The sequence below is a fragment of the Paenibacillus sp. FSL K6-1230 genome (assembly GCF_038002385.1).
Taxonomy (GTDB): domain Bacteria; phylum Bacillota; class Bacilli; order Paenibacillales; family Paenibacillaceae; genus Paenibacillus; species Paenibacillus massiliensis.
This window is the reverse complement of record NZ_JBBOCK010000001.1, coordinates 1,892,756-1,916,831: the sequence shown is the minus strand read 5'-3', so window position 1 is coordinate 1,916,831 and position 24,076 is coordinate 1,892,756. Positions and strand designations below refer to the sequence as shown.

19 protein-coding genes are annotated in these 24,076 nt (G+C 46.1%); 8 read left to right on the top strand and 11 right to left on the bottom strand.

Going from position 1 to position 24,076, the window contains the following annotated elements; all coding sequences use genetic code 11:
- Positions 1–21: 21 nt before the first annotated feature.
- The gene (locus MKX74_RS08465; RefSeq protein ID WP_341178066.1) at positions 22–591 is read right to left on the bottom strand and encodes a VOC family protein; all 570 of its coding nucleotides are present in this window, start codon (positions 589–591) and stop codon (positions 22–24) included.
- Positions 592–732: 141 nt separating this feature from the next.
- Here MKX74_RS08465 and MKX74_RS08460 point away from each other — a divergent pair, with 141 nt between their 5' ends.
- Positions 733–1,560 carry a helix-turn-helix domain-containing protein gene (locus MKX74_RS08460; RefSeq protein WP_341178065.1) on the top strand — a complete coding sequence of 276 codons (828 nt, stop codon included), beginning with the start codon at positions 733–735 and terminating at the stop codon, positions 1,558–1,560.
- Positions 1,561–1,573: 13 nt separating this feature from the next.
- Here the strand turns inward: MKX74_RS08460 and MKX74_RS08455 are convergent, their stop codons facing one another.
- Positions 1,574–2,146 carry a TetR/AcrR family transcriptional regulator C-terminal domain-containing protein gene (locus MKX74_RS08455; protein ID WP_133568127.1) on the bottom strand — a complete coding sequence of 191 codons (573 nt, stop codon included), beginning with the start codon at positions 2,144–2,146 and terminating at the stop codon, positions 1,574–1,576.
- Between the two features lie 193 nt (positions 2,147–2,339).
- Between MKX74_RS08455 and MKX74_RS08450 the strand changes: the two genes are divergently transcribed.
- Together MKX74_RS08450 and MKX74_RS08445 are read left to right on the top strand one after the other, a co-directional pair.
- On the top strand, positions 2,340–3,101 hold the full coding sequence (locus MKX74_RS08450; RefSeq protein WP_341178064.1) for a glucose 1-dehydrogenase: 762 nt from the start codon (positions 2,340–2,342) through the stop codon (positions 3,099–3,101).
- 502 nt (positions 3,102–3,603) lie between these two features.
- A complete protein-coding gene (locus tag MKX74_RS08445; RefSeq protein ID WP_028592222.1) occupies positions 3,604–4,458 on the top strand; it encodes an SDR family oxidoreductase in 855 nt (284 codons plus the stop codon).
- 7 nt (positions 4,459–4,465) lie between these two features.
- Here the strand turns inward: MKX74_RS08445 and MKX74_RS08440 are convergent, their stop codons facing one another.
- Together MKX74_RS08440 and MKX74_RS08435 are read right to left on the bottom strand one after the other, a co-directional pair.
- Positions 4,466–5,026, bottom strand: a complete 561-nt coding sequence (locus tag MKX74_RS08440) for a sugar O-acetyltransferase (RefSeq protein ID WP_341178063.1) — start codon at positions 5,024–5,026, stop codon at positions 4,466–4,468.
- Positions 5,027–5,345: 319 nt separating this feature from the next.
- A complete protein-coding gene (locus MKX74_RS08435; RefSeq protein WP_341178062.1) occupies positions 5,346–8,735 on the bottom strand; it encodes a DUF5107 domain-containing protein in 3,390 nt (1,129 codons plus the stop codon).
- Positions 8,736–8,908: 173 nt separating this feature from the next.
- Between MKX74_RS08435 and MKX74_RS08430 the strand changes: the two genes are divergently transcribed.
- The 3 genes from MKX74_RS08430 (at position 8,909) to MKX74_RS08420 (ending at position 11,194) form a co-directional block, all read left to right on the top strand.
- Positions 8,909–9,802 (top strand): AraC family transcriptional regulator, encoded by an 894-nt coding sequence (locus MKX74_RS08430; protein WP_341178061.1) that lies wholly within the window; start codon positions 8,909–8,911, stop codon positions 9,800–9,802.
- Positions 9,803–9,897: 95 nt separating this feature from the next.
- Positions 9,898–10,278: a MerR family transcriptional regulator gene (locus MKX74_RS08425; protein WP_018885813.1), complete on the top strand. Its 381-nt coding sequence runs from the start codon at positions 9,898–9,900 to the stop codon at positions 10,276–10,278.
- Positions 10,279–10,348: 70 nt separating this feature from the next.
- Positions 10,349–11,194 (top strand): oxidoreductase, encoded by an 846-nt coding sequence (locus MKX74_RS08420; RefSeq protein WP_341178060.1) that lies wholly within the window; start codon positions 10,349–10,351, stop codon positions 11,192–11,194.
- A gap of 166 nt (positions 11,195–11,360) precedes the next feature.
- Here the strand turns inward: MKX74_RS08420 and MKX74_RS08415 are convergent, their stop codons facing one another.
- The 7 genes from MKX74_RS08415 to MKX74_RS08385 all read right to left on the bottom strand — a co-directional run bounded on the left by MKX74_RS08415 (position 11,361) and on the right by MKX74_RS08385 (position 21,273).
- Positions 11,361–12,257 carry a glycine betaine ABC transporter substrate-binding protein gene (locus tag MKX74_RS08415; RefSeq protein ID WP_341180541.1) on the bottom strand — a complete coding sequence of 299 codons (897 nt, stop codon included), beginning with the start codon at positions 12,255–12,257 and terminating at the stop codon, positions 11,361–11,363.
- Between the two features lie 663 nt (positions 12,258–12,920).
- On the bottom strand, positions 12,921–14,333 hold the full coding sequence (locus MKX74_RS08410; RefSeq protein WP_445667257.1) for a glycoside hydrolase family 43 protein: 1,413 nt from the start codon (positions 14,331–14,333) through the stop codon (positions 12,921–12,923).
- Between the two features lie 746 nt (positions 14,334–15,079).
- Complete coding sequence (locus MKX74_RS08405) at positions 15,080–16,495, bottom strand: glycoside hydrolase family 43 protein (protein ID WP_445667310.1); 1,416 nt, start codon at positions 16,493–16,495, stop codon at positions 15,080–15,082.
- Between the two features lie 390 nt (positions 16,496–16,885).
- Positions 16,886–17,488: a DUF1349 domain-containing protein gene (locus MKX74_RS08400; RefSeq protein WP_133568147.1), complete on the bottom strand. Its 603-nt coding sequence runs from the start codon at positions 17,486–17,488 to the stop codon at positions 16,886–16,888.
- Between the two features lie 94 nt (positions 17,489–17,582).
- A complete protein-coding gene (locus MKX74_RS08395; RefSeq protein ID WP_341178059.1) occupies positions 17,583–18,389 on the bottom strand; it encodes a Cof-type HAD-IIB family hydrolase in 807 nt (268 codons plus the stop codon).
- 467 nt (positions 18,390–18,856) lie between these two features.
- Positions 18,857–20,086: an MFS transporter gene (locus MKX74_RS08390; protein ID WP_341178058.1), complete on the bottom strand. Its 1,230-nt coding sequence runs from the start codon at positions 20,084–20,086 to the stop codon at positions 18,857–18,859.
- Positions 20,087–20,262: 176 nt separating this feature from the next.
- Positions 20,263–21,273 (bottom strand): ROK family protein, encoded by a 1,011-nt coding sequence (locus tag MKX74_RS08385; protein ID WP_341178057.1) that lies wholly within the window; start codon positions 21,271–21,273, stop codon positions 20,263–20,265.
- Positions 21,274–21,667: 394 nt separating this feature from the next.
- Here MKX74_RS08385 and zwf point away from each other — a divergent pair, with 394 nt between their 5' ends.
- Together zwf and gnd are read left to right on the top strand one after the other, a co-directional pair.
- The gene (gene zwf, locus MKX74_RS08380) at positions 21,668–23,119 is read left to right on the top strand and encodes a glucose-6-phosphate dehydrogenase (RefSeq protein WP_341178056.1); all 1,452 of its coding nucleotides are present in this window, start codon (positions 21,668–21,670) and stop codon (positions 23,117–23,119) included.
- 34 nt (positions 23,120–23,153) lie between these two features.
- A complete protein-coding gene (gene gnd / locus MKX74_RS08375; RefSeq protein ID WP_028592203.1) occupies positions 23,154–24,050 on the top strand; it encodes a phosphogluconate dehydrogenase (NAD(+)-dependent, decarboxylating) in 897 nt (298 codons plus the stop codon).
- The last annotated feature ends 26 nt before the right edge of the window (positions 24,051–24,076 follow it).

Sequence of the window (24,076 nt, the reverse complement as noted above, 5' to 3'; positions counted from 1 at the left end):
GCCCTCTACCTTTTTTATACGTTATAGCTGCTGCTCACTCCACTCGGCTACCCGGCGATAGCTTTCTTCCTCTGACAGATCCTCGACACGAGTCATGATCGACCAGCGGACACCATACGGGTCCAAAATGCTGCAAAAGCGATCCCCTGACACAAAGCTAGCCACGGGCTCTCGTACGGTTGCCCCATGGGCTACTGCCAACTCAGATGTATGATCAACGTCGGGGACGTAGATTCCCATTGAATAGCAAGCTTGTCCACCCCCTGGTGCCTCCACTAATCCATAGGCAGGTGAAGCTGCCCCGAGCTGCAGGAAGCCATTACCGAAATCCAGCTCTGCATGCACAATTATTTTATTCCCTTCCTCACCAAATTCCGTTACGCTCTTGGCTGTAGCTTCAAAGACGGCTTCATAGAAGGCAATCGCCTCAGCGGGTCTGTCTACTACAATAAAAGGTGTAAGAGTTGTATAGCTGTTAGGCTTACCGTTGGTGGTATACTGCCCCTTCACCCCAGCTTGCCCTCCTTGATGCTGTTGATTGTGCTGTTGGTCCAAATGCTGCTCTGGTTCTGGTTGGTTCTGTTTCGACATATACGTATCCTCCTCTTTCCCTGACACATCCATATTGCGCAGCCTTCAGCCATCTGCTAGGCTCCATTATAGATAGACCGAGACCTTCACGTATTGTAAAAAAGCGACGAGCCTATCACATCATCGGGAGGTGACATCACCTTGAAGGAAAAAGACAGCACATCAACACGCGGCATCGTGCATGCCGAGGCCGGACGGGACAAGTTCAGTTTATCCCGATTTGAGCCCAATCTTGCGCTCCAGCCATTTGTAGAGCATTACTGGATTATTCGTTACAATCTGCCCGCCGGGATCATTCACACGCAGACAGTCCTGTCCTATCCGAATGTCAATCTGGCCTTCGAGCAGGATGAAGAAGGTCGCCGCGGGCTACTATATGGTGTTCCCAGCCGTCCATTTATCCGTAAGCTATATGGGTTGGGTCTTGTGCTTGGTGTCAAATTTCGTGCGGGAGGATTCCATCCCTTCTGGCAACGCGATATCTCTCTGCTGACAGGAACGACCGTGCCCGTTACAGATATATTTGGTCAAGGAGCAGCTGCATGGACTGATCCTGTGCTGGATGCTGATGCTGAGGTGAAGATGGCCGAGACCGCTGAAGCCTATTTGCTAGAACATTTACCCGAGCAAGACCCTCAGGCACAGCTAGCCGCTCGCATCGTGCAAGAGATCATGGATAACAGAAGCTTGGTGAAGGTAGAGCAGCTTAGCATACAGTTTCAGCTTTCCCTGCGCCAGCTCCAGCGTCTTTTTCGCAAATATGTCGGTGTCTCACCCAAGTGGGTCATCAAGCGTTTCAGGCTGCAGGAGGCAGCAGAGCGTCTAGAGCGTGACGAGCAGATCGCGTGGGCCGACATCGCAGCACAGCTTGGTTATTTTGATCAGGCTCATCTGATTAAGGACTTCCAGTCCGTCCTCGGCCAATCCCCAGGCTCCTACCGGAGGCAAGCCTCAATTGGTGATTCATGAAATTCTGGAGGGATTAACGCGGACGTATCACCTTGGCCATCTCAAGCATCTGCTCTGTCATATACTGTGCCGAATACATGAAATTAGAGCGCACCCAGTACGAGATCAGGCCGAGCACGGAAAATACATTGTTATTGATAAAGAGGTCCCGATTAATATGTGAAGGGATATGCGGAAATAGAAAATGAAGTTCTCGGTCGAAAATCTCACGAATCGCCTCTCCCAGCCTCTCCTGAAAACCCGTGTTCCTTCCTTTGAACAATACGCTGAAGACCGCTTTATTTTCCTGTATGTATTCAAAAATAATGACCGTCGAGTGTGTCAATTGCTTGACATCAAACGCCTCCCTGCTGCTCTCATATGGCTCTACAAAGGCTTGGGTGAACCCGTCAATCGTCTCCTGAATCAGCTCGTCCAGCAGCTCCTCCTTATACTGATAGTGGGCATAGAAGGTACCTCGCGCGTAACTAGCTCGCGTTACAATCTCCTTGATGGTGATCTCTCTTAACTCCTTCTCGCTCAGTAAAGACACCAATGCATGCTTGAGTGCTCTTTTCGTGCGGATGACCCCGTTGTTCTCCTTCATAGACAAATCCTCTCCATATGTATAATCTTCTGACGAATCTGAACAGATTATAAACAAATGTCCGACTTTGAACAAATACACATCTTTTGTAAATTGAAGACGATGCCACCCTTCCTATACGATGAAAGTGTCTAAAAATTAAATCAATGCACAGTACGACACCACACACCTCACAAAAAGGAGCGTCTCTCATATGAAACTTCAAGGTAAAGTTGCCATTGTCACAGGTGCAGGCTCTGGTATGGGCAAAGCCATTGCAACGCTGTATGCACAAGAGGGAGCTAAAGTCATCCTGGCCGACATCAATCAGCCGCATGTAGATGCCGTTGTAAGCGAGATCAAGGCACAACGCTGTGAAGCTACTGGCATCGTGGTCAATGTCGCTCAGAAGGAGGATGTGGAACACATGATTCAGACCGCCGTATCGACTTACGGCTCTGTAGATATCCTTGTGAATAATGCAGGTGTCCTGGATAATTTCACTCCTGTTGGCGACATGTCGGACGAGCTGTGGGATCGTCTTCTTCAGATCAACCTCACGGGTCCATTCCAGGCGTGTCGTGCAGCCATCAATATTATGAAGGATCAGGAGCATGGCGGGGTCATTATCAACAATGCTTCAGTAGGAGGTCTATTCGGTGCACGGGGAGGGGCTGCTTATGTGGCTTCCAAGCATGGGCTTGTTGGTCTTACCAAAAATATAGCGACTACCTATGGTCGTGAAGGCGGCAACATTCGCGCCAATGCCATTGCCCCAGGCGGCGTTCAGACGAACATTCAATCCACGATTACCGCTCCGCACCCGTTGGGGGCTGCTGCCATTGGAGACACAGGACGTGCAAGAACGGCAGATCCCATGGAAATCGCTCGTGTCGCTCTCTTCCTCGCTTCTGACGATTCGAGCTTCATCAATGGTCAAGTCATTGTAGCGGATGGCGGATGGACTGCGCGTTAATGAGCTTGGGCTAGCTGTCTGGATCTGCGAGATCGTAACAGCCTGAGCAGCAGGAGATATAATCTCAATACAGGTAAATTATTTCAGTTCACGGAAATATTTCGGTCTGTGGGCATAATCGCAGTAAAGAAAGCAGCGGGCTTAAGCTCCGTTGCTTTTTCCTTTCTCTACAATTCCCATTATCCCCTCATCCTGTCTCTCACCCATCTGCCGTATCTTTCCTGACTTGTGTTCTCCTCGCCTTGTTGTTCTTCACGTTGTCCTATCCTTCCTCTCCGTCCTATGTTTCTGTTAATTCTCCTATGACTTCCGATCTGTCATCACAGTTCCATCCACCATTGCTGGATACATTTCTTTCGACGTAAAATTGTCCAGCCACAGCGGCAAAATATATGACCTTCATCACACTTATGTGGTAGTATGGTAACGTGAACATTGAATGCGCTATCATTCCGTCCAACGATTCGAATCTAGCTTCCACTCAACCCAGGAGGGATATACCATGACTAATCTCCCAATACATTCAGCTCTAGCCGGCAAGGTAGCTGTCGTCACAGGTGGCTCTGGTGTGCTATGCAGTGCCATGGCCAGCGAGCTTGCAAGGCAAGGTGTCAAGATAGCCATCCTCAATCGCACCGCCGATAAAGGAGAGATCACCGCTAGGGAAATCCGTGAGCGCGGTGGTGAGGCCATCGCAGTAGCCTGCGATGTGACGGATCCCGAGAGTATGAAGCAAGCAGAAGAGACTGTTCGTCGCTTGCTCGGTCCCTGTGATATTCTGATCAACGGAGCTGGAGGCAATCATCCAAGTGCCAATACGAGCAAGGAGACCTTTCAGCTTGAAGATCTCGACCAGACAGATCTGACGACCTTCTTCGATCTCAGTGTACCAGGCTTCCGCCAGGTATTTGATTTGAATTTCATCGGAACCTTGATTCCGACCCAGATCTTTGCCAAAAGCATGATCGGCCGCCCTGGCGCCGTAGTCCTCAACATTTCGTCTATGAGTGCACCGAGCCCTATGACCAAGGTGCCCGCCTACAGTGCTGCCAAGGCAGCCATCAATAATTTTACCCAATGGCTCGCTGTCCATCTGGCCGAATCTGGCATACGTGTCAATGCCATTGCACCTGGCTTCTTCCTGACCGAGCAGAATCGCAGGCTGCTGACCAACGAGGATGGCTCGCTTACCGAGCGCTCAGCCAAAATTATTGCCCATACCCCGATGCGTCGCTTCGGCGTGCCTGAGGATCTGCTGGGCACCCTGCTCTGGCTGGTGGATGAGACAGCGTCCGGCTTCGTGACTGGCACCGTTATTCCGGTAGATGGTGGCTTCATGGCCTATTCTGGCGTATAATTGCAGACTACGCTTCAATCTCCTTAATCACCTTCGCCGGATTGCCGCCGACAATGACGTTATCTGGCACATCCTTGGTGACTACAGCTCCTGATGCGATTACGACGTTATTGCCAATAGTCACACCAGGATTGATAACAGCACGTCCGCCTACCCATACATGATTACCAATCGTGACGGGTTTGCCGTACTCTGGCCCCTTGATTCGTTCATAAGGGTCCACTGGGTGGGTCGCGGTGTACACATGAACACCAGGGCCAAATAGACAGTGATTGCCAATGCGTACCTCGCACACATCCAGGATGGTGCAATCAAAATTGGCATAGAAATGGTCTCCAACATGAATATTGTAGCCATAGTCAAATCGAATATTGGGCTCCATGGACAGGTGTTCCCCTGTTGAGCCCAGTATTTGCTTCAGCATCTCCACGCGCAGCTCCTCGTCTTCCTCGGTGGTCTGGTTATACATACGCGTCAGCTTCCTGACATGGGCCCGATCCCTTGTCAGCTCAGTATCCCATGCTTCATACAGCTCGCCTGCTAGCATTTTTTGTTTCTCCGTCTTCATCTTGATCCTTGCTCCTCTCCTGCAAATGAACTCACGACAGCTAATTTGATTACAGTTATACAGCTACAACTCACCAATTTATATCTTTTTAATTATGACTCTTTTAATAAGTACTATATTTAATAACGTTTGTCTACTCCTTTAATGCTGTTTACCTACTTATTGGACTCCGAGCTTGCTTGATTTATCAATGATTTTTCTTCATAAAAGTCAGCTAAACCCCAATACAATATAAGGAAGAGGCTCCTAATAATAGAATAGGAGTCCCTGCCTTATATTTTTTACTGTTCTATTCCGTTGTTCTATGATGTGTTTCTAGTCAATCATTCGAATTCGCTGATATAATCGGTCGTTCTGTACAGAAGGCCTGATGAATTCGGGCGCCCTGGTGATTAGGGTTCAGCTGCAAGGCTTCTGCAAATCGCTCCTTCGCCTCACTCGTTCTCCCCAGCCCCAATAATCCCAAGCCGAGCATGAACAGGCAGTGAATCCGATTGCGTAAGTTCAGATCATCCTCGAATACAAGGAAATCAGGAAGCGACACGGCGAAGTAATCGAGCTTCACATCGTCAAACAGATGTCTTTCGGCGAAGTCGATCAACTTGTTAAAGCGGCGCTTGGCTTCCTTGACATTGTCCAATTGCAGCCAGGCCAGGCCCTGGTAGAAGATCATCTCTGGCGGCTGGTCATTATAGTACATGGCGCTAGCTGGCTCCTCCAGTCCTTGGGAGGCAATCGTCCAGTGGGAGGCCGCCTCATCGGCTCGGCCTAAGCCCTTCCATGCCATACCCAGCTCGTAATACACATTATTCTCCTGAGCACCATCCAGCTTGCCCTCGCCCAGATTCTCAGGATAATGGAGGGCACGCTGCAAGAGCGAAATGGCTTCCTGATGCGCACCTTGCTGATTGGCTTGCTTGCCTAGCTCCACCAGTGCCAGTACATACTGCCCCGTAGCTTTACCCTCTCCGCCTTCCCATGGATGGAACTGCCGCTTCAACAGGGCTGACAATGCCTCCTCATGCTGGTCCAGAGTATTCAGCAAGGTCACATATTCCAGATAGAGATCATCCCGCTGCTCGACGAGGGGCATATACTGAGCTAGATTCGTAATGCGCTCCTGAGCGGGCATGCCCAACTTCTTATGCAGCTGATCCAGCTCATACAGGACACGGGCATCCTTCTTATTGCATTCAAAGGCCTGTTCGAGTGAACGCTGCGCTGCGGCTGCATCGTGCTTTTTGTTATAATACGCCAAGGCGAGATTACGGTGGGCTGTCGGGAAGCGATCATCCAGCGCAACCGATTGCTCCCAGTGATGGATCGCATTCTCCGCTCTTTTTTTGTCATAATAGAGGTTACCGAGATAATAATGCGCTTTGCTGTCCGCTGGATTTACTGTAATGATGTACTCCAGTAACCGCATCTCAAACAGGCTGTTTGGGAAGCAATAATCAGCAGGTGCCTGCTGTCCCAGCTGAAGCTGCGCTGCTGCTTCCTCCCTCCGTCCCAGCTTCTCATAGGCATAAGCCAGTGCATAATGCACAATAGGGTATACATGTCCCTCGTGTACTGTCCGTATATGCTCCAACAGCTCTATAGCTTCGCCAAGCATACCGCTGTCCATATAGTCTGAGGCCAGATTGAGGTAGTTGTGTACATCATTACGCATGAATTGCCCAAGTCGCGCACGAGCCTCGTCTGCCTCCTCCTGTCTTCCCAGTGCTGCTAGAGCCATAGCTTGCTCATGGGCTGCTCCGAAATCCGCAACATCCAACTGCAGCGTCTCTTCCGCCCACGCAATAGCTTCCGCGTAGCGTCCAAGCTTGCGCAGCAATGCCGTCTTCACCAGTCGTGACTTATAGTTCCTCGTGTTGCGTACCAGTGCCCGTTCCACAAGCTCTAACGCTTCCGAATAGGCTCCGCGCTTGCACGCTATCTGACTTAACGCATAATAGCCACTGTCCTGACATGCGGCAGACCAGACCGCCTTGTACAACGCAGCATAGGCTTCCTCATCCCGATCCTGCATACGTAGCGCCACCCCAAGCTGGTAGTAGGCTTCGCTATCATATGGATTCGGATTCCTCCACGTCAGGGAGCTGATTGCTGTGCGGAAATGCTTCTCCGCCAGCTTGAACAAGCCACGACGGAGCAATAAGGTCCCGTAAGCTACATTGAGACGGATGTCTGAGGCATCTCTTCGTAAGCCCTCTTCATAATAATGCTCAGGCTCGAATGTGGCATGTCGATACTGCTCCAGATGCAATCCTGCCAGATATAGCTGCTCCGTACTTGTTAATTCCTCTGGTAAAGGAAGCGGCTGGGCCGCATCTGGAACCTGTTCAATGTCGGGCTGCGCTGGACGATAAGAGATGAGTACGTTCCCTTGTGCATCATACACCGTGATGAGCAAGTGATGAGCTTGGTCCTCTGGCTCTAAGTTAGCTGTGACCTTATAGGTTAATTCAGGAGATATCGTTACAGTATCTTGGACATACGTTCTTTGCTGACCTTTGAGTACAACGACAGCATCCTCGAATACTGAAGTGGCATAAGCCATGACGGTCGCTGTGCGAACTGTCTCGTCAACCTCCAGATTCACGGCGGCATCAATGGATGCATTTTTCACGACCCCGATATTCTTGTAAGGCATGAAGTATTGTGTGAACGTCTTCTCCTCATAAGGCTGTAGCCAGGTGAAATCCGGCTGGTTGTCCGTAAACACGCCTGTCATGAGCTCAATATAAGGTCCATCCTCATCCGTCAGATTACGATCCCACGCTTGGCCAAATTCGCCGTGCCCCCACGTCCACTGCTTCTTTCCTGGAGCTATATGATGATTGGCTACATGCAGCAGACCTGCCTGAACGCCGTGATCATAGCCGCCTACGAAATTATAATCCGATTTGTACGCCATATAGGACGTGGGCACAGGTATATTTTTATAACGGGAAATATCCACACCCTCGGAATAATCCATTTTGTAATAAGTTCCTGTAGCGATGGGGAAGCGGGATACATCTCGCTTGCCATGATCGAACACCGCAGTGACATCAGGCGGAAACACAGACTGGGTATGGTCATTGACGGCAACCGCCGGGTTGGCCCACCAGAGGAAGGTCTGCGGCTCTTCAGTTCGGTTGTACAGCTGTGCCTTGATTTCGAGATAAGCCTTCCCCGGGTACAATGTGAAGCCTGTGGTGACCTTGGTCCCATACATCCGGTCTATTTCGCTGACCCACACCGTAGCACTGCCGTCTTCATTCTGAGTGATAGCGTGCTCCACGGGGCCGAAGGTGTTCGGACGATGATGCTGAGGCCAATTGAATTCAATGCCCCCAGATATCCAGGGTCCTGCAAGCCCTACCAGTGCTGGCTTGATGACACGATTATAATAGACAAAATCATAGTTATTCGTCTTATCCAATGCACGGTAGACCCGTCCACCGATTTCGGGCATGATCTCGATTCGAACATATTCATTCTCAAGCATGACCATGTGATAGGACTTGAGTTCCTTCTCATCCATAATTTTATCTATGACAGGGAGAGGATACACGCGCCCTGAGCTCCCCTGATACACTCTCTTTTCCAGAAACATAGGATTCTTGTCTGGTATGCCAACTCCATACGTCGGAATCTCGACCTGCTCTGCCCATACGCGTACAGTGCCAGACCCATTCTCCGAAGATTCTCTCATACTCATGCTAACCTCTCCCCTTCCTGATCTTATCTCTACGATATCTCTGTAAGCGCTATAATACAATTGACGAAAATCGGCTGTTCATGGATTATATTCTTAGATTAATAATGAAATATTCGCATGAAGTGGATCATTATATGCTATAAATAAATTATATTCTCAAAAAGGAGATCATCATGCCAGAGCAGACATTAAAGCCAGATGGGTTCAATGCGCAAAAGCTGTTCGTACAGCCAGAGTTCATCATGAGTGAACTACATGGAAATCCATTAACGAATACCTTCTACGTCAGTGACATTGGATATTTTCCGCAGGCGCAGTTCCATTACCGTGAACGTCCTTCAGGCTGTGACGCCCATATTCTCATGTATTGTGTAGAGGGCAAGGGCTGGGTAGAGAGTAATCAAGGCAAGATGGTGAACATTAAGCCAAGACAGCTAGTCGTTATTCCTGCTGGAACTCCACATCGCTATGGAGCCTCCCATGAAGAGCCCTGGACGATCTACTGGATGCACCTGAAGGGATCAAATGTAGCAGAGCTTCTCCACATCTATAATTTGGACTCGGAGCCGCTCAGCTTCTCCATGAATCTGCACACCCAATGGATCAATGATTGTGAGCAATGCTATGCACTCTTAAATGACAGACCCTATGCCATGACCAATCAGATCCATGTATCCCAATGCATTCGCCATCTGATTAGCCATGTCGGCCTAAGCATCATGAACTCGCTTCAGGATCGCAAGAGCGAGCGTTATCTGGACCAGGCCATCCGCTATATGACAGATCGAGTCCATGCCGCGCTCACCCTGCCTGAGCTATCCAGGCATATGGGGTTATCGAAGCAGCACCTCATTTATCTATTCAACAAAGAGACCGGCGTCCCGCCCATTGAGTTCTACTTGCGACTCAAGATGCAACGGGCTAGTCAACTGCTGGCTTTGAGCGATTGGAATGTAAAAGAAGTAGCAAGCTCCGTAGGAATCAAGGACCCTTACTACTTCTCCAGGCTGTTCAAAAAAATAATGGGATGCTCTCCGACAGAATATCGGAGCATCCCTAAAGGTTAATCGCTGTACGCTTCATAACATTTGCTAGTACGATATAGGCTAGGTTATTGTACAATCACTTAAAGTACACTTTAAGAAAGAAAGGGGCATTAACCATGTATAGTATCGGCGAGATCGAAAAGATCACCGGCATCCGCGCTTCCACTCTTCGTTATTATGAGCAAGAGGGGATATTACCTGATATCCCACGCAATGCAATTGGAAGAAGAGAGTATACGGACGAAGTGTTGGAATGGCTTGAACTGGTCATTGCTCTAAAGGACACCGGAATGTCCATTGAAGATATCAAAGCTTATACAGAGCTGATTCGCCAAGGAGATGAGTCGCTGCTCGCACGAAAGGCTTTTCTGTTGGAGCATAAGGTTAAAGTGGAGAAATCCGTAGCACAGACGCAATTTCACTTGGAAAAGATCATTCGCAAGATTGCCATTTACGAGGTTCTCATGCATAAGAAGACACAATCACATCATCTATGAAAGCTAGTGTTGACATCAAGTTCACTTTAAGATTTAGAGTGTAGTTATCAACTTGAAGGAGTGATAACTGATGTCTCAACAAGCAAAAGTCTGGTTCATAACAGGATGCTCAACAGGATTTGGCCGTTACATCGCGAAGCAAGCCATTGCTTCTGGATATAAAGTAGTGGTAACTGCTCGGAATGTCGAACAGGTTAAGGATATTACCGCAGGGAATGAAGACAGCACACTCGCTCTGCCTTTGGACGTGACGAAGCAGGATCAGATCGAAAGTGCCGTAGCTGCAACGATCGAGAAATTTGGGCGCATCGACGTTCTTGTTAACAATGCAGGGATTGGATACTTCAGCTCTGTAGAGGAGAGCGTGGAAGAAGAGACGCGCAAAATGTTCGAGATTAACTTCTGGGGACTCATGCACATGACGAATGCTGTGCTACCTCAGATGCGAGCGCAAAAAAGTGGGCATATTATCAACTTTTCTTCCATTGGCGGCCTGACCTCATTCCCGACGCTCGGTTATTATCATGCTACCAAATATGCCGTTGAGGGCGTTTCGGAATCCCTCTCACAAGAGCTCGCCCCTTTCAATATTCATGTCACTCTAATTGAGCCGAGCGGCTTCCGTACCGATTGGGGCGGTCGTTCCTCCGTCAAGACGGATACAGCTATCCCGGAATTGAAAGAGTCCATTGTTGGACAAATGCTACAGAGCCAAGATCAAATGGCGGGCCAAGAAGCTGGTGATCCTGCCAAGGCGGCAGCTGCAGTGATCCAGATCGTGGAGACTTCCACCCCTCCGCTTCGTCTGCTACTCGGACAAATGGCTTACCAGGCAGCGACGCATAAGTTTACGAATCTGCTTGCCAGCATTGAGGAATGGAAGGAGACGACAATTAACGCTGATTTCAAGAAATAATGGATAGATTGCGTTCAAAATATCGTTAGAAAAGCTACGGTGGACGTCCTACTCGCATCCCGGGATACTGTTCCTAACACAAAAACACCTTCAAGGGTCCTTCACATCTTATGACATGAAGATACCCTTGAAGGTGTTCTGAATATTAGATATAGTTACAGACTGCTTATGACTGCAAATCTTCGATGGAATTCACATCTCCCATATACGCAGGTACAGCCAGACCGGATTTTACATCAACCATATTGGCTCCAAGATCATCAAGCTGGTCTCCGTATTTATCCCAATAATCTGCATGGGTCACCGGCAGCCAGGCTGCTACAATAGCATCCACATCACCATTGGCAACACCAAGCCACATCGGTCCGATCTCAACCTGCAAAGCTTCTGCCTTATATCCCAGCTTCTCATCGAGCACGTAGCGAACTACATTGGTACTCGCAAGCTCAGAATCCCAAGCTACATAACTGAGGGTAAAGGGGTCTCCATTCACGGGCTCCAGACCTTCAATCCACTCTTGGACCTTTGGTTCGTGTCCATCCACCCATTTTGCTGCAGCAGCTTCTGGGCTCATCCCATTCTGGATATCTATCATTACTTCACCCATATCATCGGACGTCCAATTAAAGCGGTCCAGAAATTCATAGGCCACTGGGTGATCCTTCTTCAGTCCAAGACGTGCAATGGTGTGAATCTCTTCAGGCTCTCCATAAGTCAGCTTCGGATCCTCCAGGTATTTCAGATCATAGGTGTTAAACATCCAGTGTGGAGACCAGGCAACAATGACAATCGGCTCTTCATTCTTATAAGCTTTGTCCAGCTGTGCTGTCATGCCTGCTGCTGAGCTTTCCATCAAGGTCCAATTGGACAAATTATAATCTTCCATGGCCTGGGCCGTCAGTCTCATTAGACCAGAACCTGGGTCCGTGCCTGTAATTCTATAATTAACCTGCTTTCCAACGGGCGAATTCCCCTCACCTGTGGCTGCATTGGAAGAACACGCTCCCAATGCGAGCACTGCAATCAGGCTTGTAAGCACCATCCACTTTTTTGTCATCTTCATCATATGTTTCCCCCTTTTTACAGTTGTTCGGGTGCCGGCGGGCGTTGCATTCTGCAGAAGTGTAGACAACATTTGACGAAATACGACAGTCGCTTTGTCAATACAACATCGTTATGATAACAAAAAACAATTTTTAGCTCAAATGAAAAAAGCGTTCGTTACGTATATACAGAAAAAACTGTATATTATGAACTTGTTTATAGTGCTAAATTCACTTGTATGCTCTCACTTCCTACGGATTCATCCCCCGAAACCAAGAATCTAAAAAATTTCAGTTTTTTTTTAACAATATATACAAAAGATATTGTTATAGCTCATAGATCATCGTATATAACATGAAGATCTTGCACTCAATCCCACAGCTTTATACATGCATTCGCTTGTTCGTCAAAGCTCTTGCATGGACGATAAGTAACCCCCTGGCATGCCAGGGGGTTACTTGAGAAACCGCTAATCTATTGTTCCTATTACCTACCCTTCAAGATTCCAGTAGAGGCTGGAGCGTTTGAGAGCAGCTAAAGTCTGAACTTCAAAGTGATGATCTTAGTATTTCTGGTTTTAGAAGTTCAAGTCTTAGTAGTTCGGATCTTGAGCTTCATAGCTCCTCCTCACTTTTCATAGATGTTGGCTTACAGGTACTAATTTCGAAGTGCGCCCCATGTATTAATTGCTTGACGCCGTGTGACTTCCCCATACGGCTTCACCTTCATTAGATAGCGCAGTGAAGGTCATAACGTTTGTCTTCGTTCCCTCATCCCATTGGCGAACAAATACACCATGGTAGTCCACACCGTTAATGACCAGTTCGATTCTATGCTTCTCCTTCAGTCGCCAAGTACCTGATACGCTGCCAGAGATTGTACCATTATCATTAAAGTTAATTAGACTGGATTTTTTGATCGTTGTGGAAATATCCTTGCCATGATTCAAATATTTATATTGGCCCGTTACATCATCTTTTTTGTAGTTCCCCGCTGTTTCTTGTGCATATCGATGAGGGGCGACTACTGGCCAGCCGTCCTTATTTAGGAACATTTGATGTACCCGTACTTCATGCTGTTCACCCCGGGATGGGAACCGAGAGTGAAAAATGAGAAAATACTCTTGAGTTTGTGGATCATAGTATGCTGAGTTGTGACCAGGAGAGACATAACCCGTTCCTGAATGTCGCGGTTCCCCTTGAACCTGTTCAAACTGATAGTTGCCTAATAATTTCACCCCATAAGGTGCAATAGCATCATCATCAAAAAATGAACCCTTTTTGCCTCCTACACGGGTCATATTATTGCCTTTTGCATCAACAAACGGACCGTCAGGGGATTTGGAACGAGAAACACGAATATTGTATCCCCCATCTGCTGTCAATCCTCCATATGTAACGAAGAGATAATAATAGTCAGTATCCGGACTGTATAACATGTAAGGTGCTTCTATGCGACTGTGGTTGCCTCCTAACAGTTTTTTACCATATCCTTGATTGGGATAAGGAAGGCCTGTCTGAGGATTCATTTTCATAATATAGATCCCCCCTGAATAAGAGCCATATACCATCCAAAGTTCCCCATTTTTATCAAAGAAGGTATGCGGATCGACTACATTAGGATGCTTGGTAGCATCATAGATGGTGCCGTCCTCACTCCGCTCTCCCCACATGCCAGACTTCAGAAAAATCCCTTTATCCGTGTAAGGTCCCTCTATGTTATCAGCTACTGCTACCCCCATGGCGGAACGAGGAGAGTCTTCCTTACAGGCATTGTAGTACATATAAAATTTACCATCCTCTAACTGTATTACGTCTGCTGCCCACAATGTATCCGTCCCAGCCCAAGCAAAAACATCCTTAAGCTCTGTGAACACATTAGGAATTAGAGGATTGCCATTACGTACTGATGATGAGATTTGAGTCCAATGCATTAGATCGTTGCTCTTGGCCGCTGCGAGATGTGAACCAAATACATAGTAAGTCCCGTTAGCTTTAATAACTGACGGATCATGAACAGATACATTAGAAAATGTAGGAGCAGGAGTATCACTAGCCATCGATATCGTTCCAGACGAAGAAGTAATCAATAACATAGAAATAACTAGTGGCACTAGCTTGTTAGACCTCAGTTTCATAAAATCAGAATCCTCCCTATTTATATAAAATTCATTTAATTACTATATTTACCGAATTCAATTATTCACCTCCTGGATCCAGTTTATTTTTAAGTAAATCATATAACTGTAAGCGATTACAATTATATACTGTAAAACCCTTATATTTGCAACGGATAGATCCTTACTTCCAATAAAATCCGCAATCTCTGTGATCTACTACAAGAGGTAGTAACAAGTGTCCTTCACATCTTATGACATGAAGATACCCTTGAAGGTGCTCCTACGGATGCATCCCCCGGAATCATAGATCATCGTATATAACATAAGGATCTTGCGCCCAATCCCACAGCTTTATACATGCATTCGCCTGTTCGTCAAAGCTCTTGCATGGACGATAAGTAACCCCCTGGCATGCCAGGGGGTTACATGAGAAGCCGCTAATCTATTGTTCCTATTACCTACCCTTCAAGATTCCAGTAGGGGCGTTTGAGAGTAGCTAAAGTCTGAGCTTCAAAGTGTTGATCTTAGTATTTCTGATCTTAGTATTTCTGATCTTAGTATTTCTGATCTTAGTATTTCTGATCTTAGTATTTCTGATCTTAGCATTTCTGATCTTAGAAGTTCTAGTCTTAGTAGTTCGGATCTTGAGCTTCATAGCTCCTTCTCACTTTTTCATAGATGTTGACTTACAGGTACTAATTTCGAAGTGCGCCCTCATGTAATTAATTGCCTGTCGCCGTGTGGCTTCCCCATACGGCTTCACCTTCATTAGATAGCGCAGTGAAGGTCATAACGTTTGTCTTCGTTCCCTCATCCCATTGGCGAACAAATACACCATGGTAGTCCACACCGTTAATGACCAGTTCGATTCTATGCTTCTCCTTCAATCGCCAAGTACCTGATACGCTGCCAGAGATTGTACCATTATCATTAAAGTTAATTAGACTGGATTTTTTGATCGTTGCGGAAATATCCTTGCCATGATTCAAATATTTATATTGGCCCGTTACATCTTCTTTTTTGTAGTTCCCCGCTGTTTCTTGTGCATATCGATGAGGGGCGACTACTGGCCAGCCGTTCTTGTTCATAAACATCTGATGTACCCGCACTTCATGCTCCTCGCCCCGAGAAGGGAACCGAGAATGGAAGATTAGGTAGTATTGCTTGGTCTGCTCATCATAATATGCCGAATTGTGACCCGGAGATACGTAACCAGAGCCAGTATGGGATGATTCACCTTGAACAGGTTCGAATTGGTAGTTCCCCATCAGCTTCACACCGTAAGGCGCAATCGCATTGTCATCAAAAAATGTACCTGCTTTCCCTCCAACTCGAGTCATATCATTTCCTTTCGCATCCACAAATGGTCCATCAGGAGACTTGGAGCGAGCTACACGTATGTTATATCCTCCATCAGCTGACAGTCCCCCGTATGAAAGAAAGAGATAGTAATAGTCCGTCTCTGGACTGTAAAGCATATAAGGTGCTTCAATTCGACTATGATTGGCCCCTAACAATTTTTTGCCGTACCCTTGATTGGGATAAGGAAATCCTGTTTGAGGGTTCATTTTCAAAATATAGATTCCACCAGAGTAAGATCCATAGACCATCCACAGATTGTTATTTTTATCAAAGAAGGTATGCGGATCGACCACATTAGGATGCTTGGTAGCATCATAGACGGTTCCGTCCTCACTCGGTTCCCCCCACATTCCTGACTTCAGAAAAATCCCTTTATCCTTGTAGGGTCCCTCGATGTTATCAGCCACGGCTACGCCCATCGCTGACCGAGGAGAATCTCCCTTGCAAGCATTGTAGTACATGTAGTACTTCCCATCATTTAATTGAACCACATCTGCTGCCCATAATGTATCCGTCTCCGCCCATTGGAACGCAGCAGCAAGCTCTGTAAGTACATTAGGGATTAAAGGATTCCCATTGTGCACGGATGATGAGATTTGTGTCCAGCGCATCAGATCGTTAGTCTTGGCCGAGGCGAGGTGTGAACCAAACACGTAGTAGGTTCCGTTCGCTCTGATCACAGACGGATCATGAACGGATACATTGCTGAATGTAGGAGCAGCGCTAGGAGTCATATCACTAGCCAGTGATACGGTTGCTGAGGAAGAGGTACTCATGACTATAGCGATAAGCAGTGGGAGCAGCTTCTTGGAACTTGGTTTCATTATATCTAATCCTCCTTAAGCTCGTGTATTGTTACCCTTACTTCACTTCCTTTTGTCCCTCACCTCCAAATTTCAAAATGAAGCGTATTATCAATATTTAGCATTTTTGTAATCGCTTACATTTAAAATACCATAATATCCCTATTATATCAATCAGGCATCTCTATTCTTCTTCCTTTTTTCCACATTTTCTTACATTATTCCACCACCGGCTTTGATCCATTGGCTCTTGTTTCCAACGTAGCAAAAAAACACCTTCAGCTATCCCTCACATTTAAAGACATGAAGGCATATTGCTGAAGGTGCTCTAATGGGTCTCATGCTATGCGCTATGCGATACGACTACTCTAATGAAGGCTCCATGTGAAGCTCTTGATCTGGCTCCGCCAAGCACCAACGAGTGAAGGTAACCTCGAACCCATCCCGGGTTGGAGAGCAAGCAAAAGGGCCGGCTTCATTTCCAGTGAGATAAGGAAAACGCGCCACACGAATGGTACGCCATGGATGATGCTTTGTCCGTGCACGAATGACCACAGCATCTTTAATGATCGAGCAGCGTATGGTAACCTCTTCCCCGATCCATTCGGGCACAGCAGCAAGCGACCAATCCGAGTAACCATCGGTGACGACTGCTGAGAGCTGAGGAATACCATCGTTAATCTCAATTCCAGTCTTGATCCATTGCGCAGGACCATGATACAGCAGCACGCCTGCCTGGTCATATAGCTCGGTGAAGGAGGACAGCAGAAAGGAGACCTCCACGGCTGATGTGTTATCCCATTCGGTCAACAAGGCAGCTCCATCTTCATGCTCAAATCCATATAAGGTTTTCTTCCAGAAATCCTTCCCTTGTTCAGGGGCAACCTTAAAGACTTCTCCTTCACGTATCGCAGACAGGGGAGGATTCAACCATCGACCTGATTCCCACTCGATTCTCTGGCTCATCTACTTCTCTCCTTTAGGCTTGATATCCTTTTCTTCTCTATCATACAAAAATCCCCTCCGACGGTGCTAATTCGTGAGGGGAATCTCGTCAAGCTTACTTCTTTTGTAGCTCTATAATCTTTTGTATCGTAAGCAGTACTGCATTCTCTTCGTTAGATTTTGTAATGAAGCTTGCAGCCCTTTTCGTATTATCACAAGCATTACTTACTGCAAAGCTGTATTTTGCAATCGCCATAAGCTCCACATCATTCTCTCCATCTCCAAATGACATCGTCTCTTCAAAAGTGACACCCAGCATCTCTTGCAGCTTCTTGACCGTCTCACCTTTGTGCGTATGCAGCGCCGTAATATCCAGCCATCTGGGCTCTGAATCCACAATGTATATTTGCCCATCCAGCTTCTTCTCAACATGCTTTCTCAGTGCTCCACACCGCTCCTTTACATCGAATACGGTGATTTTAATAAAGTCACTAGTAATCTGCTGGAAGGAATTCAGCTTGATCACTTGCTCATAAGAGCCCTTCACTACCTTGTACATATCCTCCGGAATGGATGACAGGACATAGGCAGCATCACTACCACACACAATGAGCGTCATCTCCGGATCAAAGGCTTGAATCTCCTCAATAGCCTGAAGAGCCAGCTCCCGAGCAATCGTGAATTCCTTGACGACTTCCCCGTCTCTTTTTATTCTCGCTGCGCTATCCCCCAGAATCCATATCCCTTTACCATGTTCCCCGAACAGCTTTTCAACCCGCTCGCATTGTTTACCAGTGCATGCAACGAATGTGATCCCCTGCTCTTGCATCTCCGCGTGAACCTCATTAAATAGCTCCACATCAAATGTACTCTTGTTATTCAGAAATGTCCCATCCAAATCAGTTACTACGAGTTTAATCATATTATGAACCTCCATGAAAAGTAATTAAGATGATTTCTTGGCACTTACTTCATTTTCAGCATGAACATCCTCTTCAATACCTTCCCAATCCCTTTGGAAGGACTCATACCTCTGCCGAGCTATGACATGAGTCCGACGCCAGTTGACCACTCATCTAGCTATTACATACACGCCTATCAGAGAACATGCCGCCAGAATCCACTGTAACATGGCTCTCAATACCTCCTTACACGAAGTCTAGTACCTAAAATGTATAAAGTCGCTGCAGACCATTCGAGCACGAAATCGTATTCGGACAGACATCAGCCCGCTTACTAATCAATCTTTATAATGATCATTTATAAAGTGGATGTTGAGCATCACCTTGCATGTATATCAAGCGTTGCCGGCTACACATCAAGCTTATTTCATGTAACTAGTTTCATGTCAAATGTTATTTTTTTAGTTACTATTTCCACCATTACAATTCAATACGGCATGTGCTTTTTATTGTGGAGTGTATTAGATCTCTTTAATATTTGATTGACCTTTTCGACACTGAACAGCATTAATACCAATAGAATAAGTACAACAACCGGGAACAAGTCCGTGCTGACTTGCGCAGCAAGAAGCCCGAACAATGGCGGTACAAGCGTAGTCCCACTATAGGCAACGGCCATCTGGTATCCCATTAATTTGGCTGAATGCTCTCTTCCGAACCGGGCAGGTGTCTCATGCAATAATCCAGGATAGATAGGAGCGAGGCCTAGCCCGATCAGGATAAATCCCACGATTGATAGTGATGCTGGTAGCGGCAGCAAGAGTACAAGCCCGCCTATGACCGTGATCAGCTGGCCGTAACGAATCAGATGACGATTTTGCACTTTTAATGTAATAAAGCCCGTAATCAATCTGCCAAAGGTGATGCCGCCATAATACAATGAAATCCATCCCGCAGCCATTTCTGCTGTCACCTGTCTTGACTGAACCAAGTAGCTGGCTCCCCACAGCCCTACTGTCGTCTCTACTCCGCAATACAGAAGAAATGCGAATAACGAAGGCTTGACCCCCCTCAATCGAAGGACCTTTACTGGAAGAATGACCTCTGCATCTGCTTGCAGGCTAGTGTCTTGTTCACTGCGTGCTGGTTGCTCCTGTTCTCGGGCGGCTGCTACACGCTTCCATAAAGGTAACGTCAGCAGAAGTACAACCACAAGGATAAATTGAATAATAGCTACTGCAGCATACCCTCCTCTCCAGGAATGCTCCCCGGCAAGGTAAGTGGCCATGATGATTGGCCCCATAGTTGCACCTACGCCCCAGAAGCAGTGCAGCCAGTTCATGTGGTGAGCCTTGTAATTATCAGCTACGTAGTGGTTCAATGCTGCATCGACTGCACCGGCCCCCATACCGAGTGGTACAGCCAGCACGATTAACCAGAGCATGGACGGAGCCATAGAAAAGCCTAGCAGAGACACGGCGGTAAGTAAGCAGCTACCCATGGTAATCTTGCCTGTACCCAGCAACTGAATCATTCTGCCACTGGCCAGACTTGAAATGATCGTGCCTACCGCAATAATCATGGATATGAGACCTGCAGAGCCCAGCGTTGAACCAATCTCAGGCCACATGACGGGCCAAGCCGAACCAAGCAGTGAATCCGGAAGTCCAAGGCTAATAAAAGCAAGATAAATCACTATTAAAAACCAGGTTGCCATAGAAATATTCTCTCCTTATTAGGAAATGATGATGATGTTGCTTATCCGCTTAATAAACCATCTTTATAAAATACACATAATAATATGGGGCAGGATGTTATCTTTGTCAAGACATCATCTCTACCCCATGCATAGTAAAAAAGTAGTCTGGAAGAAACTCCAGGTCGTTGCTTCGATTATGGGATGAGCATCCCGCTCAATTGTAATTCCTTCAAGGTCATTTTGCGCAGACCTGCCTCGTAATCCTGTTGAAAAGTCTCCTGTAATATGATCTCGGAACAGGACGCCATGGGGTGTGTATCCCGATAAGTATTCCAGGCCTCATTCAAATGCTGCTCCTCCACTCGATCCTGATAAATAATGATCTGATCTGGAGCAAGCACCGCATTGACCGTATGAAGAATCGTACAGACAGCCTCGACAAAAGTATGACTGGCCATCTTGTTCATCCAGTCAGGACTGTTAGGAAGAAACTTGATTTCACCCGACATGCCTTGTTTGCCTCTCATGACTTGCCCATTCCATAGAATACCCATCCCTGGCGGATATCTGTTGGGAAAATAGATACCTACTACGCATTGCTCCTGTCCCTCTTCTTGTTCTTGCTTCAGGCAATACCCGCTAACGGCAGCATTGACATCATTTTCAACCATAACTCGTAATCCATATTCGAGTTCAATCTCTTTAATCAGGTGGGAGCCCATTAGCTCTTGATGGCTACTGACTGTAATTTCACCATTAACTACCTGCCCTGGAATACCGATGCCCATGATCTTGATCGCTGGGTATGTAGAGATGAAATGAGTAATAATCCCGTATAGCTGCTGCTTATCAAAACTCGGCATTACATAATCCTGCTTGGATAGAAGGGTATTCTCCAGATTAATTACCATTGCCGAGACCAGCTCCTGCCCCTGCGTTTCCTTCAAATACAAGACAAGCGCAAGGCTGTGCTCATAGTTGTAGCGGTAGGTCTGTGCCGGTCGGCCACCATTGGATGGAACCACCATATCTTCAAATACTTCTCCTCGTTCGTGTAGTTCCCTGATCAACGAGTTAATCGTAACCACACTCAGCTTGGTCATGGAAGCCAGCTGAGGCTTGGTCGCCGTCTCGACCCGCTGCATGACTTCACGCACATGGTTCAGATTGATTTCTTTCATTAGCCTGGTGTTCGCTTTTCTCATAAGCCCCCCTGATGGTTACTGATGTAAGGATGTCTGGTATGGATCATAAGCCAGATCGTAACAGAAGTAAACCATAGTAACACAGGTATTCAAACTCTGGCTATTGTTTCTTTCACATGCAATCTCTTCTAGCTGCAAGCCTCAGCTCTTTCTAGGTTGTTCATAACCACCAGTGTTATTTCCTTGACATTAGCAATAGTATACTTTTTCTCACTATGTGTGATTAAAGTGCGTACTTACCAACATGAAATATAAATAATATACTAATTTGGCTCTCATAAGTCTCGGGTTGAGGCTGCTCTTGACTATGAGCCAAGGCGGAAATATTTTTCATCGCAGGAATGAGCGGTCAGAGAGCATCAACATTGATCGTGCAAAATAGGAGGAATGAGACATGGACTCTATGACCTTTGTCCTGTTTGGTGCTACAGGTGATTTAGCAAGTAGAAAAATCTACCCTGCACTATTTAATTTATATTTGGATCAGAAATTACCTGATACGATGTCATTGATTGGGGTTGGTTTAGAATCATTATCTCAGGTTGAATTTCAAGCACGTATAGAAGAAGCTTTGCTCACTTTTTCCAGGCATTCTGAAAAAGATTTGTCTCTGAAAAAAAGATTCAGTAATCAGTTTCAATACGTTCAACTTGATGTCAATGAATCAGAAGGATACAAAAAAATACTTCGAATTGCACAGAAAAAGGAACAGGAACTGGGTATTAAAGAAAATCGAATGTTCTATTTGTCGGTTGCCCCTAAATTCTTTAATGTCATTGCCTATAACATTATGGAAAGTGGCTTAGGAGAAACAACGGGATGGAAACGATTGATTATCGAGAAGCCCTTCGGACATGATTTAGAATCTGCTAAAGAATTAAATTCCGAGCTTAATAAGGCTTTTAATGAAGAAGAGATTTTTATTATTGATCATTATTTGGGAAAACCTATGGTTCAAAACCTGGAATCACTGGGATTTGCTAACCCCATGTTGCAGTCACTCTGGAACAATCAATTTGTTGCTAACGTTCAAATTACAGCGAGCGAAACCGTTGGAGTAGAACAGAGAGCTGCTTATTACGATAAAGTGGGCGCTATTCGTGATATGGTTCAAAATCACTTACTGCAGTTAGTAGTAATGACAGCAATGCATCTCCCAAAGCAAATCAGGGCTAAAGAAATCAGGCAAGTCAAAAAGAAAGTGATGCAATCGTTACGGCCTTTGCATAAAGACTCCGTAGGAATTCACGTTGTTCGTGGTCAATATGGTCCGGGAGAGATAAACGGTACACCTGTTCCTGGATACTTAGAGGAACCTAACATTGATATATCATCTAAAAATGACACTTTCGTGGCTGCTCGTCTGTGGATCGATGATTCCATTTGGGATGGAGTTCCCTTCTATATTCGGACAGGCAAAAGAATGTCAGAAAAGTCAACAAAAATTGTCATTGAATTCAAAAATACAGTAAATAGCTTGTCTAATGAAAAGCAGGACGTAACCCCCAATCTATTTATGATTAGTGTAAGCCCCTCCGAAGGAGTGTCGATGCAAATAAATAGAAAAAACTCTATAACTGGGAAATTAGAACCCATTAAAGTTAACTTTACCGACACCAATAATAATATTCCTGAATCATATGAGCTTCTGCTACTGGATGCTCTTCGTGGAGACTCCACCTTCTTCGCTCATTGGGATGAGGTTGAATTGTCTTGGAGATGGATTCAGCCCATATTAGAGACATTTGATCAAAATGGCCTTCCCCTTCACGAATATTCAGCAGGTACAATGGGGCCTGAAGCTGCCCATCAGTTGTTAGAATCAGATGGATTTAAATGGTGGTAAACAAAATTTATGTACTATAAGAGGAGGAATCAATTTGAAAGTAGGACTTATTGGATTGGGAAAAATGGGATTTAACCTGGCACAAAACTTAATTGACAACCAACATCATGTAGTAGCATTTGATGTAAATACTACAGCCGTTGAAGAAGTAAATAAACATGGAATCCAAGGGGCCACCGATTTGCAGCATCTCGTTCAGTCTTTGGAACAACCACGTGTAATTTGGATCATGGTTCCTCACAACGTCGTGGATTCGGTAATTCATGAACTCAAGCCTTATTTAAGTAATGGTGACATTATGATTGAAGCAGGAAATTCACATTACAGAGAATCCATTCGTCGATATCATGAGTTAAAAAAAGCAGGGGTCCACTTTATGGATGCTGGTACTTCTGGAGGAATGGCAGGCGCGCGAAACGGTGCTTGTTATATGATTGGTGGAGATCATGAGGCTTGGAATATTGTTGAACCTATTTTTAGAGATACCGCTGTTGAGAATGGCTTTTTATATGCTGGACAAGCAGGTAGCGGTCATTTTTTGAAAATGGTTCATAACGGTATTGAGTACGCAATGATGGCAGCGATCGGAGAAGGTTTCGAATTGTTGAAGAAGAGCGAGTTCGATTTTGATTTCGAAAAAGTGGCCAGAGTGTGGAATAACGGCTCGGTTATTCGTTCATGGCTCATGGAGTTAACGGAGCAAGCATTTTCTAAAGATGCAAAGCTAGATGAAATCAAAGGTATCATGCATTCTTCCGGGGAAGGAAAGTGGACAGTGGAGACTGCACTAGATCTGCAAACGGCCACCCCTGTTATTGCAATGTCATTATTGATGCGTTACCGTTCATTAGATGAAGACACCTTTACTGGAAAAGTAGTCGCTGCACTTCGGAATGAGTTTGGCGGCCATGCGGTGGAAAAAAAGAACTGAACTTCATGGATGAATAAGTGCGACAC